This window comes from Clavibacter zhangzhiyongii, assembly GCF_014775655.1.
Classification (GTDB): Bacteria; Actinomycetota; Actinomycetes; order Actinomycetales; family Microbacteriaceae; genus Clavibacter; species Clavibacter zhangzhiyongii.
In genome coordinates this window covers 2,408,579-2,422,354 of the sequence record NZ_CP061274.1, presented here as the reverse complement: position 1 = coordinate 2,422,354, position 13,776 = coordinate 2,408,579, and the positions used below count along the sequence as shown (strand labels likewise).

The 13,776-nt window shown below is 73.0% G+C and carries 9 protein-coding genes and 1 tRNA gene; 8 read left to right on the top strand and 2 right to left on the bottom strand.

The window, feature by feature from the left end; all coding sequences use genetic code 11:
* Positions 1–22 precede the first annotated feature (22 nt).
* From H9X71_RS11395 to H9X71_RS11360, 8 genes are all read left to right on the top strand, one after another.
* Positions 23–1,507: an NAD(P)/FAD-dependent oxidoreductase gene (locus H9X71_RS11395; RefSeq protein ID WP_191147198.1), complete on the top strand. Its 1,485-nt coding sequence runs from the start codon at positions 23–25 to the stop codon at positions 1,505–1,507.
* A gap of 123 nt (positions 1,508–1,630) precedes the next feature.
* Positions 1,631–1,708 (top strand) — tRNA-Leu (locus H9X71_RS11390).
* A gap of 173 nt (positions 1,709–1,881) precedes the next feature.
* Positions 1,882–3,078: a PP2C family protein-serine/threonine phosphatase gene (locus H9X71_RS11385; RefSeq protein ID WP_191147197.1), complete on the top strand. Its 1,197-nt coding sequence runs from the start codon at positions 1,882–1,884 to the stop codon at positions 3,076–3,078.
* Between the two features lie 35 nt (positions 3,079–3,113).
* Positions 3,114–5,066 (top strand): glycosyltransferase family 2 protein, encoded by a 1,953-nt coding sequence (locus H9X71_RS11380; RefSeq protein ID WP_204570154.1) that lies wholly within the window; start codon positions 3,114–3,116, stop codon positions 5,064–5,066.
* Positions 5,063–5,401: an STAS domain-containing protein gene (locus tag H9X71_RS11375; RefSeq protein ID WP_191147195.1), complete on the top strand. Its 339-nt coding sequence runs from the start codon at positions 5,063–5,065 to the stop codon at positions 5,399–5,401. The genes H9X71_RS11380 and H9X71_RS11375 overlap by 4 nt, the downstream gene beginning before the upstream one ends.
* Positions 5,391–5,840: an ATP-binding protein gene (locus tag H9X71_RS11370; RefSeq protein ID WP_191147194.1), complete on the top strand. Its 450-nt coding sequence runs from the start codon at positions 5,391–5,393 to the stop codon at positions 5,838–5,840. Before H9X71_RS11375 ends, H9X71_RS11370 begins: the two co-directional genes overlap by 11 nt.
* A gap of 50 nt (positions 5,841–5,890) precedes the next feature.
* The gene (gene opgC / locus H9X71_RS11365) at positions 5,891–8,464 is read left to right on the top strand and encodes an OpgC domain-containing protein (RefSeq protein WP_244961597.1); all 2,574 of its coding nucleotides are present in this window, start codon (positions 5,891–5,893) and stop codon (positions 8,462–8,464) included.
* Positions 8,465–8,648: 184 nt separating this feature from the next.
* The gene (locus H9X71_RS11360) at positions 8,649–9,590 is read left to right on the top strand and encodes a ferritin-like domain-containing protein (RefSeq protein ID WP_191147192.1); all 942 of its coding nucleotides are present in this window, start codon (positions 8,649–8,651) and stop codon (positions 9,588–9,590) included.
* A gap of 116 nt (positions 9,591–9,706) precedes the next feature.
* Here H9X71_RS11360 and H9X71_RS11355 read toward each other — a convergent pair whose 3' ends face one another.
* Positions 9,707–11,149, bottom strand: coding sequence for an amino acid permease (locus tag H9X71_RS11355; RefSeq protein ID WP_191147191.1), 1,443 nt, complete (start codon positions 11,147–11,149; stop codon positions 9,707–9,709).
* Positions 11,150–11,307: 158 nt separating this feature from the next.
* The gene (locus H9X71_RS11350; RefSeq protein WP_191147190.1) at positions 11,308–13,611 is read right to left on the bottom strand and encodes a hypothetical protein; all 2,304 of its coding nucleotides are present in this window, start codon (positions 13,609–13,611) and stop codon (positions 11,308–11,310) included.
* Positions 13,612–13,776: the final 165 nt, after the last annotated feature.

Here is a 13,776-nt window from a genome sequence, read left to right as displayed (position 1 = left end):
AACCTGCAGGGAGTCATCCATCGTGCCCAAAATCCTGATCGTCGGCGGCGGCTACGCCGGTTTCTACACGGCATGGAAGCTCGAGTCGCACCTCCGATCCGGCGAGGCCGAGGTCACCATGGTCGACCCGCTGCCGTACATGACGTACCAGCCGTTCCTGCCCGAGGTGGTCTCCGGATCCATCGAGCCGCGCCACGCCGTGGTGTCCCAGCGACGCCACCTGCGCACCACCAACGTCGTCACCGCCAAGGTCACCGGCATCGACCACGCGTCGAAGACCGCGACCATCACGCCGCCCGTGGGCGAGCCGTACGAGTTCCAGTACGACATCATCGTCGTCACCGCGGGCAGCGTCTCCCGCACGTTCCCGATCCCGGGCGTCGCGGACGAGGCCATCGGCCTGAAGACCATCGAGGAGGCCGTCGCCATCCGCGACCGCATCTTCGCCAACTTCGACCGCGCGGCCACGCTGCCGGCCGGACCCGAGCGCGACCGCCTCCTCACCTTCGTGGTGGTCGGCGGCGGCTTCGCGGGCATCGAGGTCTTCGCCGAGATGCGCAGCATCGCGACCGACCTCGTGAAGAAGTACCCCGAGATCGACTTCGAGGACACGCACTTCCACCTCATCGAGGCCATGGGCCGCATCATGCCCGAGGTGTCGCTCGAGACCAGCCACTGGGTGCTGAAGAACCTCGCCGAGCGCGGCGCGCTCGTGCACCTCGACACGCAGCTGAAGTCCGCCGTCGGCGGCGTCGTCGAGCTGTCGACCGGCGAGTCGTTCGAGTCCGACGTCATCGTCTGGACCGCGGGCGTCATGGCCAGCCCCATGCTCAAGAACACCGACCTCCCCATCGAGGAGCGCGGGCGCCTGCGCGTGCGCGCCGACGGACGCGTCGAGGGCGACGACGGCATCGTGGCGGACGCCTGGGGCGCCGGCGACGTGGCGGCCACCCCCGACCTCACCGGCGGCGGCGTCGGCGGCTTCTGCGTGCCCAACGCGCAGCACGCCGTCCGCCAGGGCAAGCTCATGGCGAAGAACCTCACCGCGAGCCTCCGCGGCGAGGGCATCACCGACTACTTCCACAAGAACCTCGGCGCCGTCGCGGGCCTCGGCCTGTACCAGGGCGCGTTCCAGTCCGGGAAGATCGGCATCACCGGCTTCCCCGCCTGGGTCATGCACCGCGGCTACCACGGCCTCGCGATCCCGTCCTTCGAGCGCAAGGCGCGCGTCGTCACGGGCTGGCTGAACAACCTCGTCTGGGGCCGCGACATCGTCTCCCTCGAGGCGCGCGAGACCCCGCGCACCGCGTTCGAGACGTTCGCGTCGCGCCCGCGCCCGGCGGCGGACGCCGCTCCGGCCGCGCCCAAGAAGGAGGCCGCCCCGGCCAAGAAGGCCGAGGAGGAGAAGGCCGACGCGCCCTCCGAGGGCGAGAAGTCCCCGGCGCTCGCGGGCAGCTACAGCACGGCGCCCACGCCCGAGACGAACGACGAGGACCGCACGGCCTGATCCGCGTGATCCCCTAGCTCCACCCGTCGACGGCCCGCAGGCACCAGCCTGCGGGCCGTCGTCATGCCCGGCGCACCGGATCCGCCCGCCGACCCTAGGCTGTCGGGAGCGCTGCGGCGCCGCGCCCCCGTAGTCCAATCGGCAGAGACGGGCGACTTAAAATCGCTACAGGTCAGGGTTCGAGTCCCTGCGGGGGCACCATCGGTCGTCCGACGCCCCGCCGAGCGCGCCGCGTCCCGCCCCACTGGTGCGACCACCTATCTCGTCGCGGGCCCCCCTCTGGGGTCGTATGCGATCCGTCCGTGCACGTATGGTTGAGGGGCCCGGTCACTCGGGCAGCGTGGGCGGGGGCCCACGTCAGCGAGGGGGCGGGCATGAGTCTGATCGGGGACGCGCGGGAGACCGCCACCCAGCGAGCCGTCCAGGCGCTCGGACTGCTCGACGGGCCGCCCGAGGAGCGCTTCGACCGCGTCACCCGGCTGGCCCGCACGGCCTTCGACGTGCCGCTGTCCACCATCGGCCTCGCGGACCACGATCGCATGTGGTTCGCCTCCTGCGCGGGCGCCGAGCTGTCGGAGACGCCCATCAGCAGCGTCTTCTGCGACACCACGGTGCGCGAGGAGCGGATCCTCGTCGTCGAGGACGCGCAGGCGCACCCCGTCTTCCGCCACCTGCCGTCGGTCGCGGGCGAGCCGCACATCCGCTTCTACGCGGGGTTCCCGCTCCGCGACACCGAGGGCGTCGTCATCGGGACCTTCTGCCTCTACGACATGCGCGTGCGGTCGCTCGACCGCGCCCAGCTCGCGCTCTTCGGCGAGCTCGCCGAGTGGGCGCAGCGCGAGCTGGTGGCGAGCGCCGAGATGGAGCGCGCGCACGCCGTGCAGTCGGCGCTGCTGCCCGCGGCCGAGGTGGAGATCCCGGGCTACGAGGTCGCGGCGGTGTGCATCCCCGCGCAGGTCGTGGGCGGCGACTTCTACGACTACGAGCGCACGCCCTCGGGCCTCCGCTTCTCCCTCGCCGACGTGATGGGCAAGGGCACGGGCGCCGCGATCCTCACGGCCACCGTGCGCGCGGTCCTCCGCGGCATCGCGAGCACCGCCGACCGCTACGGCGCGGGCGTCCTCGAGGACACCGGGCTGATGGTCACCGACGCCGCCCGCTCGCTCGACGCCGACCTCGACCGCACGGGCGCCTTCGTCACCCTGCAGCACGGGCACCTCGACCAGGCCTCCGGGCTGCTGCGGTACGCGGACGCGGGCCACGGCCTGACGATCATCGTCCACGCCGACGGCCGGGTCACCCACCTCGACACGAGCGACCTGCCCGTGGGGATCGACCCCGACCACCGGTGGGAGGAGCGCCACGCGGTCCTCGCGCGCGGCGACACGTTCGTGACCTTCAGCGACGGCCTGTTCGACATGTTCGGCGGCAGCGACCCCGCGTTCGCCGCCATCGGCCGGCTCGTGACCGAGGCGGGCGGCGTCCACGCGCTCGTCGACCGGGTGCGCATCCTCGCCTCCGCCGGCACGCCGCTCGACGACGTGACCGTCCTCGCCGTGAGCCGCGCGTGAGCCGCACCGAGGCGAGGCCGCCCGGGACCGGGCGCATGACGCTGCGCTTCGCGATCATCCGGATCCTCGCGGTGGTGACCGCGATCCTCGGCCTCAACTACATCATCTGGCGCCTGCTGTTCTCGGTGAACCCCGAGGCGCTCTGGATCGCGATCCCGCTGGTGCTCGCCGAGACGTACAGCCTCATCGACTCGCTGCTGTTCGGCCTCACTATGTGGCGCGCGCGCGACCGCCCGAAGCCGCCGGCGCCCGCGCCGGACCTCACGGTCGACGTGTTCATCGCGACCTACAACGAGCCGCTCGACCTCGTGATGGACACCGCCCGCGCCGCCCAGCGCATCCGGTACCCGCACAAGACGTGGGTGCTCGACGACGGCAACCGCACGGAGCTGCGCGACATCGCCGAGGCCGAGGGCATCGGCTGGATCACCCGCAGCGCCGACTGGACGGGCCGCGCCCGGCACGCCAAGGCCGGCAACCTCAACAACGCGCTCCTCACGACCGAGGGCGAGTTCATGCTCATCCTCGACGCGGACCAGATCCCCGAGCCGGACATCCTCGACAAGACGCTCGGCTACTTCGAGGACCCGCGGATGGCGCTCGTGCAGACGCCGCAGGTGTTCGTGAACGTGCCGGACTCGGATCCGCTCGGCAGCCAGGCGCCCCTGTTCTACGGCCCCATCCAGCAGGGCAAGGACGGCTGGAACGCGGCGTTCTTCTGCGGCTCCAACGCGATCCTCCGCCGCGAGGCCCTCATGCTCCTCGGCGTCTCGCGCTACGTGACCGACACCGAGATCAGCGTGTTCCGCGCGCTCCGCACCGCGGGCGACGTGCTCGACAAGGCGCGCGCGGAGCTGGAGCCCGACCAGCAGGACGTCCGGAAGGCGCTCGACGACGTCGCCTACGACGTGCGCCGCGCCCGTGCCGAGCTCCGCCGCGGCCAGGCGCTCGCGGACGTGACGTACCGCTTCCAGAAGCGCGTCGACTCCATCGCCGCCCGCATGGTGCAGGACGACATGGCCGCGCTGCGGGCCGACCTCGCCGAGATCGCGGCCCTCTCCGGCCGACACTCCGCCGACCGCGACGCGGTCTCCCTCGTCGACGACAGCGCCATGGCCCGCCTCGCGCAGCGGGACTGGTCGCCGCTCGGGGCGCTCGACGCCGTGCGCGCGATCATCCGCGACGTCGACGTGCACCGCGACGACGACGCGCAGTCGATCATGCCGCTGGCCACCATCTCGGTCACCGAGGACATGGCGACCTGCATGCGCCTGCACGGCCTCGGCTGGAAGAGCGCGTACCACGACGAGACGCTCGCCTACGGGCTCGCGCCCGAGGACCTGCCCACCATGCTCACCCAGCGGCTCCGCTGGGCGCAGGGCACGATCCAGGTGTTCTTCCGCGAGAACCCGCTGCTGCAGAAGGCGCTCTCGATCCCGCAGCGGCTCATGTACTTCGCCACCATGTGGAGCTACTTCTCCGGCTTCACCGCCGTGGTCTACGTGGCCGCGCCGCTCATCTACCTCGTCTTCGGCGTGCTGCCGGTGCAGGCGCTGTCCACCGACTTCTTCGTGCGGCTGATCCCGTTCCTCGTGGTGAACCAGCTCCTGTTCGCGGTCGTCGGCCGCGGCAAGCGGACTTGGCGCGGGCAGCAGTACTCGCTCGCGCTCTTCCCCGTCTGGATCGCGTCGGTCACCACGGCGGCGGCCAACGTCTTCCTGCACAAGCCGCTCGACTTCGCCGTGACCCCCAAGGTGCGCGCCGCGAGCGGCAAGCCGCGGTGGGACCTCGTGAAGCCGCAGCTGTACGTGATGGGCGCGCTCGTCTTCGCCTCCGTGATCGGCCTCATCCGCCTCGCGGTCGGGCAGGCGACGCCGCTCGGCACGTTCACCAACCTCGCCTGGGTCGTCTTCGACCTGGCGATCTTCAGCATCATCATCCGTGCAGCCCGCTACCGGGGCTTCACGCCGGCCAAGGAGGACGCATGATCGACATCGCAGTGACCGAGCAGGGGACCGACGTCAGCGTCGTCACGCCGAGCGGACGCCTCAACATGGTCTCCGCGCGGCAGCTCACGACGGTCGTCACCGAGGTCATCGACGGCGGCCGGGCGTTCGTCGTGGTCGACCTCGGCAGTACGGAGTTCATGGACTCCTCCGGCCTCGGCGCCCTCGTCTCCGGCCTCAAGCGCGCGCGGCAGGCGGGCGGCGACCTGCGGCTCGCCCGCCCCAACGCCCAGGTCAAGGCGGTGCTCGAGCTCACGAACCTCAACCGCGTCCTCACGGTGCACGACTCGCCCGAGGGCGTGTTCCGTGACCGATGAGGGCAGGACGCACCACGCGCCTCCGGTGCGGGCCAACGTCACGCTCCCGGCGGTGGACGAGAGCCTCGCCGCCGTGCACGCGGTGATCGCGGCGGTGTGGGACCAGGCCTTCGACGTCAGCGACACCGAGCGGATGCTGTTCGAGACGGCCGTGGTGGAGATCGCCGGCAACGTGGTCGAGCACGGCGTCGCCATGCGGGAGCGCGCGGGGTACCCCGTCACCTTCACCATGACGGTGATCTGCCAGCACGACCGCATCGTGGCGCTGTTCGAGGACGACGGGCAGCCCGCGGTCGTCGACCTCACGCAGGTGTCCATGCCCGACGACCTCAGCGAGAGCGGCCGCGGGCTCGCGCTCGCGCAGGCCGTCCTCGACGACCTCACCTACGAGCGCACCGACGGCAGCAACCGCTGGCGGCTGGTCCGGCTCCGCGGCTGATGCGCTCCGGGGGGATGCGGGCGCGCGGGGGCGGGCGAACGCGGGGCGGGATGCGCGGCTGGGCCGCGGCCGTCGTCGCGCTCGCCATCGCGGTCGTCCCGGCGACCGCGGCGCTCGCCGTGCCCGCCGGCCCGGCGCCCGCCGCGACGGCACCCGCCGCCCGCGCCGACGACCTCGACCTCACGACCGCGCCTGACGCGCCCTGGTTCGGCGGGATCCTCGACTGGACCGCGGACGACGCGCGCAGCTACGCCGACCGCCTCGGCGCGACCCCCGCCGTCCTCGGCCAGTCGGTGCGCTACCCGCTCTCCTCCGACGACGTCACCTACCTCGACCAGTTCGCGCAGCAGGCCGCGCAGCAGGGATCGCTCCTCTTCCTCACCCTCGAGCCGTCCGTCCCGCTCGGCGAGCTGACGGCGGCGGACGCGACCGCCCTCACCGACCGCCTCGAGGTGCTCCGCGAGCGCTACGACTCCCGCGCGCTCGTCCGGTTCGCGCCCGAGATGAACGGCTCGTGGACCCCGTGGGGGCAGCAGCCGTCCGCCTACGTGCAGGCCTTCCGCCAGGTCGCCGACGCCGTCCACGCCTCCGACGCGGGCGCCGTGACCGTCTGGTCGCCGGCGTACGCGGCCGGCTACCCCTTCGGCGCCGCGGACGGCCTCACGGACGCCTCCGGCACCCGCCCCATCGCGGAGCTCGACACCGACGGGAACGGCCGGGTCGACGCCGACGACGACGCGTACCGCCCCTACTACCCGGGCGACGAGGCCGTCGACTGGGTGGGCCTGTCCGCCTCCCACTTCGGCGCCGAGGAGGACTTCGTCGAGGGCCCGTCGACGGAGGACTACCTCGGCAGCGAGGTGGTGCCGCAGCAGGAGTTCGGCGAGAACGTCGTGCCCGAGGAGGGCAAGTACCTGCGCGAGCTCGCGGGCGACTACGGCTACCCGGACGACAGCGGCGCCGGACGCGACTTCGCGGCCGAGTGGATCGACGGCACGGGCAAGCCCGCGGTGATCGAGACGGGCGCCCTCTACGACCCGGCGCGCGACGACGGCGCCGGCGAGGCCGAGATCAAGAGCGCGTGGTGGGAGCAGGTGCTCGCCGCCGACGTGCGCGCCGCGCACCCGGGCATCGGCATGGTCGTCTGGCGGGAGCTCGAGCGGGAGGAGGCCGAGGCGGACGGCGCGCTCATCGACTGGCGCGCCACCGGCGACCCGGCCATCGCGTCGGCGCTCCGGGCCGACCTCGATCCCGCGACGGCCACCCTCGGCCCCGTCACCGAGGTCTTCGACCAGGAGCGCGCGAACGTCGCGACCGCGCAGTACCGCGACCCGGGATCGCCCCAGGACGAGCAGATGGGCTGGATCGTCCTCTGCGCGGTCGTGCTCCTCGTGCTCTTCCTCGCCTCCGGGATCCTCGGCCGCCTCAAGCCCGGCTGGCGCTACCCGGACGAGGACAGCCCCCGCGACCGCCGCCTCGACCTGTTCCGCGGCTGGACCATCGTGGCCGTCGTCATCACCCACATCGAGATCGCGAGCCCGTACTCGTTCGTGACGATCAACGCGATCGGCGCCATCACGGGCGCCGAGATGTTCGTGCTGCTCTCCGGCCTCGTGCTCGGCATGGTCTACCCGATGGCCGTGAAGCGGTTCGGCGAGATGAAGGCCCTCGTCTCGATCCTGCGCCGCGCGTTCAAGCAGTACGTCGTGGCGATCGCCGTGGTCGTCATCGTCTTCGCGCTCACGTTCGTGCCGTTCCTCGCCACCGACGTGATCACCACCTTCACCGACCGCGGCACGGGCGCCGACGGCGAGGTCGCGAGCGGCCAGGTCTACGACCTCTACCCGAACGGCGACCGCCTGCTCGACTACCCGCCGCCCTGGTACGCGATCCGCGACCTGCTGCTGCTGCGCATGGGCCCGTGGGTGTTCAACATCATGGGCCTGTTCGTGGTGCTGACCCTGCTCGTGCCCGCGGTCGTCTGGCTGCTGCGCCGGCGGATGTGGTGGGTCGTCCTCATCGTCAGCTGGACCGCCTACGTGCTCAACGCGCTGTACGACATCCGCGTGCTGCCGTCGATGTTCGAGGACGTCTTCCCGCTGCTCACGTGGCAGGTCGCCTTCCTCAACGGCATGGTGATCGGCTACTACCGCAGGCCGATCACGCGTGCGCTCACCGGCCGGCTCGGCCGCGTGCTCGTGACGATCGGCCTGGTGGCCTACGTCGGGTCGCTCGCGGTGCTCTGGGCCGGCCACACGTACGGCGTGCAGCTCCCCGGCGTGCCCGAGGGCCTCTACTCGTCGCTCTACGGCTCGCTGTACCAGCGGACGTTCCTGCAGCCGGGCCGGCTCCTCGACCTCGCGCTGATGCTCGTGGTGGCGTACACGTTCCTCACGCGGGTGTGGAAGCCCGTCGACCGCGCCTTCGGCTGGTTCTACACGCCGCTCGGATCCGCGAGCCTCTACGTGTTCATCGTCCACGTCTTCTTCGTGCTGCTCGTGGGCAGCCTGCCGTTCCTCGACAGGGCGAACCCCTGGCAGGGGGCAGTGGTCCACACGCTCGTCCTGGCGGCTATCTGGTTCATGGTGACCCGCAAGGTGCTCTTCAAGGTCATCCCCACCTGATCGACGGATCCGGGATCCGCGCGCATCCGGGCCAATCCGCTGGGAGCCCCGTTCCGAACGATTCCCGACATCCAGCGAAACAACGCCCTGCGCCCCTTCCTGGATGCCGAACACCCGTTTAGCGTTCGAACCACCCCGCGCTCGGTATCTGGGATACGGCCGCGACGATCAAGGGAGCTCATCCATGTTCGACAAGAAGTTCATCACCCAGGCCATCGACCGCAGCGCGCAGTCGCCGCTCGACCGTCGTCGCTTCTTCAGCGCCGCGGGCGTCGCGGGACTCGGCGTCGGCGCCGCGGCCCTCATCCCCGCCAGCGGAGCCCAGGCGGCCGACGCCCAGGCCGAGGCCGACGCGGGCCAGGCCACCGACCTCGCCGTCCTCAACTTCGCGCTCAACCTCGAGTACCTCGAGGCCGAGTTCTACCTCCGCGCCTCCACCGGCGCGGGCCTCGTCCCGAACGACATCTCGGGCGTCGGCACGCCCGGTGGCGTCACCGGCGGTCGCCAGGTCCAGTTCAAGGACCGCGCGATCCGCGAGTACGCCCGCGAGATCGCCCAGGACGAGAAGGCCCACGTCAAGTTCCTGCGTTCCGCGCTGGGCTCGGCGAAGGTCGCCCGTCCCGCCATCGACCTGGACGCGGCGTTCTCCGCCGCGGCCACGGCCGCCGGCCTCATCAAGCCGGGCGAGAAGTTCGACGCGTTCGCGAGCGACGAGAACTTCCTTCTCGCGTCCTTCGTGTTCGAGGACGTCGGAGTGACCGCCTACAAGGGCGCCGCCCCGCTCATCACGAACAAGACGTACCTCGAGGCGGCCGCCGGCATCCTCGCGGTCGAGGCGTACCACGCGGGCATCATCCGCACGTCGCTGTTCGCGAAGGGCCTCGCGGCCCCGACCAACGCGATCTCGAACGCGCGCGACTCCCTCGACGGGTCCACGGACCTCGACCAGGGCATCACGATCTCGGGCGGCGCGAACCTCGTGCCGACCGACGCGAACGGCATCGCGTTCAGCCGCACCACCGGTCAGGTCCTCAACATCGTGTACCTGAACAACAAGGCCGTCACCAAGGGCGGGTTCTACCCGAACGGCGTCAACGGCGGCATCAACACCAGCGGCGCGAACTAGCCCGCAGGCACGACGCAGCAGGGGCGCCGCCCACCTCGCGAGGGGGGCGGCGCCCCTGTCGTCGTCCGGGCGGTGCGCCGGGCGTGCGCTGGGCGAGCGCCAGGCGTGCGCCGGCGTCAGCGCCGGTTGCGCGGGCTGTCCGGCGCGAGCACGGAGTTCCGGCGGGAGTAGGTGAGGTAGATCACGAGGCCGATGGCGAGCCACACCGCGAAGCGCACCCACGTCTCCCACGGCAGCGACGAGACGAGCCACAGCGAGAACGCGATGCCGACGATGGGCACCACGGGCATGAGCGGCAGCCGGAACGTCCGCGGGATCTCGGGCCGCTTGTAGCGGAGCACGATCACGGCCGCGCACACCACGACGAACGCCAGCAGGATCCCGATGTTGGTGAGCTCCGCCACCACCGTGATGGGCAGGAAGCCGGCGAAGAGGGCCGAGCCGATGCCGATGATCCACGTGACCCGCGTCGGCACGTTGCGCTTCCGGTCGGTGACCGCGAACCACCTCGGCAGCAGCCCGTCGCGACTCATCGAGAACCACACGCGGCTGGCGCCGAGCATGAAGGTGAGCATCACCGTGACGACGCTGACGATCGCGCCGACCGCCACCACGTTCGCCACCGCGGGGAGGCCCACCGACTCGAACGCCGTCGCGAAGCCGCTCTTCGGGTCGATCTCGCTGTAGCGCTGCATGCCCGTGAGCACGATCGTGGCGAGCACGTAGAGCACCATCGCGATGCCGAGCGACAGCAGGATCGCCTTCGGCATGTGCTTGGTGGCGTCCTTCGACTCCTCGGCGGCGGTGCTCATCGCGTCGTAGCCGAACACGGCGAAGAAGACCGTCGCGGCGCCCGTGAAGACCCCGGCCGCGCCGAACGGGAAGTAGGGCTGGTAGTTCGCGCCGGTGATCTGCGTGAAGCCGATGACGACGATCACCAGCACGAGCGCGACCTTGAGCCCCACGAGGTAGAGCTCGAAGCGGCCGACGCTCTTCATGCCGCGGGTGAGGACGAAGGCGGTGCCGAGGCAGAGGATCACCGCGAACAGGTCGACCACGTGGCCGTCGCCCGTGCCGGCCGCGCCGAGCATCCAGGCGGGCAGGTCGACGCCGAGCTGGTCGAGGAGGAAGCCCGCGTAGCCCGACACCCCGATGGCGACCACCCCCACGATGGCGGTGTACTCGAGCAGCAGGTCCCAGCCGATGAACCAGCCGACGATCTCGCCGAGGGCCGCGTAGCCGTAGGTGTACGCGGAGCCGGCCTTCGGGATCATGCCCGCGAACTCCGCGTAGGAGAGGGCGGCCGCCGCGCTCGCGATGCCGGCGATGAGGAACGAGATGAGGACGGCGGGGCCCGCGGTCTGGTTCGCGACCGTGCCCGCGAGCGTGAAGATGCCGGTGCCGATGATGCCGCCCACGCCGATCGCCGTGAGCTGCCAGAGCCCGAGCGAGCGGGTGAGCCCGCCCTCCGGGGTGCCGGCGCCCGGCTCCGACTCGATCGCGTCGACGGGCTTCCGCCTCGTCAGCGCCGCCCAGAGGCCCGTGTTCGCCTGCGACATGCCCGCTCCCGCCGTCGTCGGCCCGCGATGCGCTGCGCTGCGCAGCGCTGCGCGGGTCGGATCCGCTCCGCCGGTCCGGCGGCGACACCCAGTGTGGCCCCGGCGGACGGCGCGCACCAGGCCCGGCGTGGCAGCGGGACAGCGCGCGGGGGCGGCTGCTAGGAGCGCTGGACGGAGGGCTCGACCACGCGGATCCAGAGCCACACCGCGAGGCTCACGGCCGCGAAGGCCGCGGCGACGACCAGCGAGGTGATCCACACGCCGGCCGGGACGCCGCTCGCGGTCGTGGCGACGGCGGCGAAGGCGAGGGTGAGGACCACGACGCTCGTGACGGCCCACAGCGGGAGGGAGCGCAGCAGCAGCGACCTGCCGAGCACGAGCGAGACGGGCGCGAGCGCGAGCGCCGCGGAGCTGAGGGACGCGAGCGTGACCGTGCTGAGCAGCTCGTTCGCCATCTGCCACCACATGCCGCCGGTGGCGGGGACGAGGCCGTAGAGGATCCACGCCACGAGCCCGAGGGCGGCGAGCGATCCCGACTGCACCAGCGCGAGGCGGGCACGCGACCGGTCGTCGCGGTCGTCGGCCACGAGGCCGAGCACCTGGCCGATGACGACGGGCGGGGCGAGCCCGAACCCGCGCGAGACCAGCACCGCCGTCGCCGAGAGGACGAGGAGGGCGGGCACGGCGCGGACGCGGGCGGGTCCGGCGCCGAGGGGGCCCGCCACCGCGGCGACCGCCACGACGCCGACGAGGTTCACGACGGCGAGGCCCGCGAGCGCGGCGAGGAAGAGGCGCACGGCGTTGGGATCGGATCCGACGGGCAGGGAGAGCGAGGCGAGCGCGGCCGCGAGGGCGAGCGCGGCGGCGGCCGCACCCCAGCGGCGGGCGCGGCCGGGCTCGTGGGCCGGGCGGGTGCCGAGCAGCGTCGGCTCGGGCTCGCGGCGGGCGGGCACGGGGAGGGGCGCGGAGTCGAGCGTGCCGGGCACGATGCGCATCTGCCCGGTGGTGGCGGTGGACTCCGTGAAGGCGGCGGCCGCGGCGCGCGTGGTGAGCGCCCCGGCGTCGCCGCGGGCGACGATGCGCAGCGGCGTCACATCGTCGGAGGTGCGGTGGCGTCCGCCGAAGCGCGAGATGAGCGCGCCCCGGAGGAGGAGCGCCGGCAGGGTGACGAGGAGGACGGCGCCGAGCGCGAGGAGCAGCGGCAGGAGCCCGCGGCCGTCGGTGAAGGCGGCGGGCAGCGGCTGGAGCGAGGTGCCGAAGCGCGTGGGGGCGTTCCACGTGCCGGGGGCGGTGGCCCGCGGCGCGGCACCGGCGCCGGGCGCGCCCTCGGGGGAGGGACCGGCGCCCGGGGCGGATCCGCCGCCGCCGCCGGATCCGGGGGCGGGCGCGGCCGTGGCGCCTTCGGGGGAGCGCGAGGGCTCCGGCGTCGGGGTGCCGGGGGTGGGCGTCGCGCCGGGCGTCGGCGCGGTGGCGGGCGCCTGGATCGTGACCCGCACCTCGCGGGCGAGGACGCTGATGTTGCCGAGCGGATCCGTGACGGTCGCGGTGATCCCGAGCGGCCCCGGCGGCAGCGTCCCGGTCGTGCACGACCACCGGCCGCCCGCGACCTGCGCCTGGCACGCCGCGTCGCCGTAGCCGGACAGGTAGGCGCGCACCGTGGTGCCGTCCTCGTCGGAGGTGCCCGAGATCGTGATGCCCGTCGCGTCGACGGTCGCGCCGGCCGCCGGGGCGGTGATGACGGCGGCACCGGGCGCCGTGGTGTCGAAGCTGCCGGTGCCGCGGCCGACCGCGGGGGCGCCCGTGCTCCAGGAGGTGGTCTGCGTGGCGGTGACGGGGACGGCGGTGCCGGAGGGCGGCGGCGGCGCGAGCAGGCACGCCCAGGTGCTGGAGGCGCCCACGGTGGCGCGGCACGCGGCCGATCCCGAGCGCGCGTCGACCGTCGCGCCCGGGAAGCCGGTGCCGCTCACGAGGCCCGTCGTGACGACGGAGAAGCTGTTGACCCGGGGCGCGCGCAGCACGGAGGCGGTGGCCGTGGCCTCCTGGCCGCCCGCGGTGACGCGGACGGGGCTCTGCCCGTCGGGCACGCCCGTCGCGGTCGCGCGCCAGGTGGTGGGGGAGGGGAGGGTCACGGCGGCGGGCACGCTCGCGATGGTGACCTGCACGTCGACCCCGGACGGCCTCGTGCCCGTGACGGCGACGGCGCCGTCCGTGGAGAACACCGGCGCCTCCACCGTGGGGGCGGGCCGGGGAGCGGGTGCGGCCGACGGGTCGGGGCTCGGCGTCGTGGGCGGCGGGCCGGGAGGGGAGGTGGCGGCGGTCGCGGCGGCGGTGCCGCCGGCGCCCAGCGCGGCGAGCAGCGCGACGAGGGCGACCGCGCGGACGACGCGCTCGCGGGATCGACGGACGCCGCCCGCACCACCCCCCGTGGACGGACGGTCCTCGTTCCTCGCTCGATACCGCACCGTGGACCATTCAGACGGGATCCGCAGGGCATGTCAACCGCCCGCACCGACCGTGACGGAAGTGGTATGGCAACCTGTGCGGCCCGTCCGTGCGGGCGGCATGCGGGGTGTGCGCGGGCGGGGCGCGTGCCCCGCGACGGGCGTCCCGGGCGGGCGAGGGCGACG

Coding starts and splice junctions, on each gene's coding strand:
- opgC (WP_244961597.1), top strand. CDS start 5,891: ATGCGCGGCTGGGCCGCGGCCGTCGTCGCGCTCGCCATCGCGGTCGTC.
- H9X71_RS11380 (WP_204570154.1), top strand. CDS start 3,114: ATGACGCTGCGCTTCGCGATCATCCGGATCCTCGCGGTGGTGACCGCG.
- H9X71_RS11385 (WP_191147197.1), top strand. CDS start 1,882: ATGAGTCTGATCGGGGACGCGCGGGAGACCGCCACCCAGCGAGCCGTC.
- H9X71_RS11375 (WP_191147195.1), top strand. CDS start 5,063: ATGATCGACATCGCAGTGACCGAGCAGGGGACCGACGTCAGCGTCGTC.
- H9X71_RS11355 (WP_191147191.1), bottom strand. CDS start 11,149: ATGTCGCAGGCGAACACGGGCCTCTGGGCGGCGCTGACGAGGCGGAAG.
- H9X71_RS11360 (WP_191147192.1), top strand. CDS start 8,649: ATGTTCGACAAGAAGTTCATCACCCAGGCCATCGACCGCAGCGCGCAG.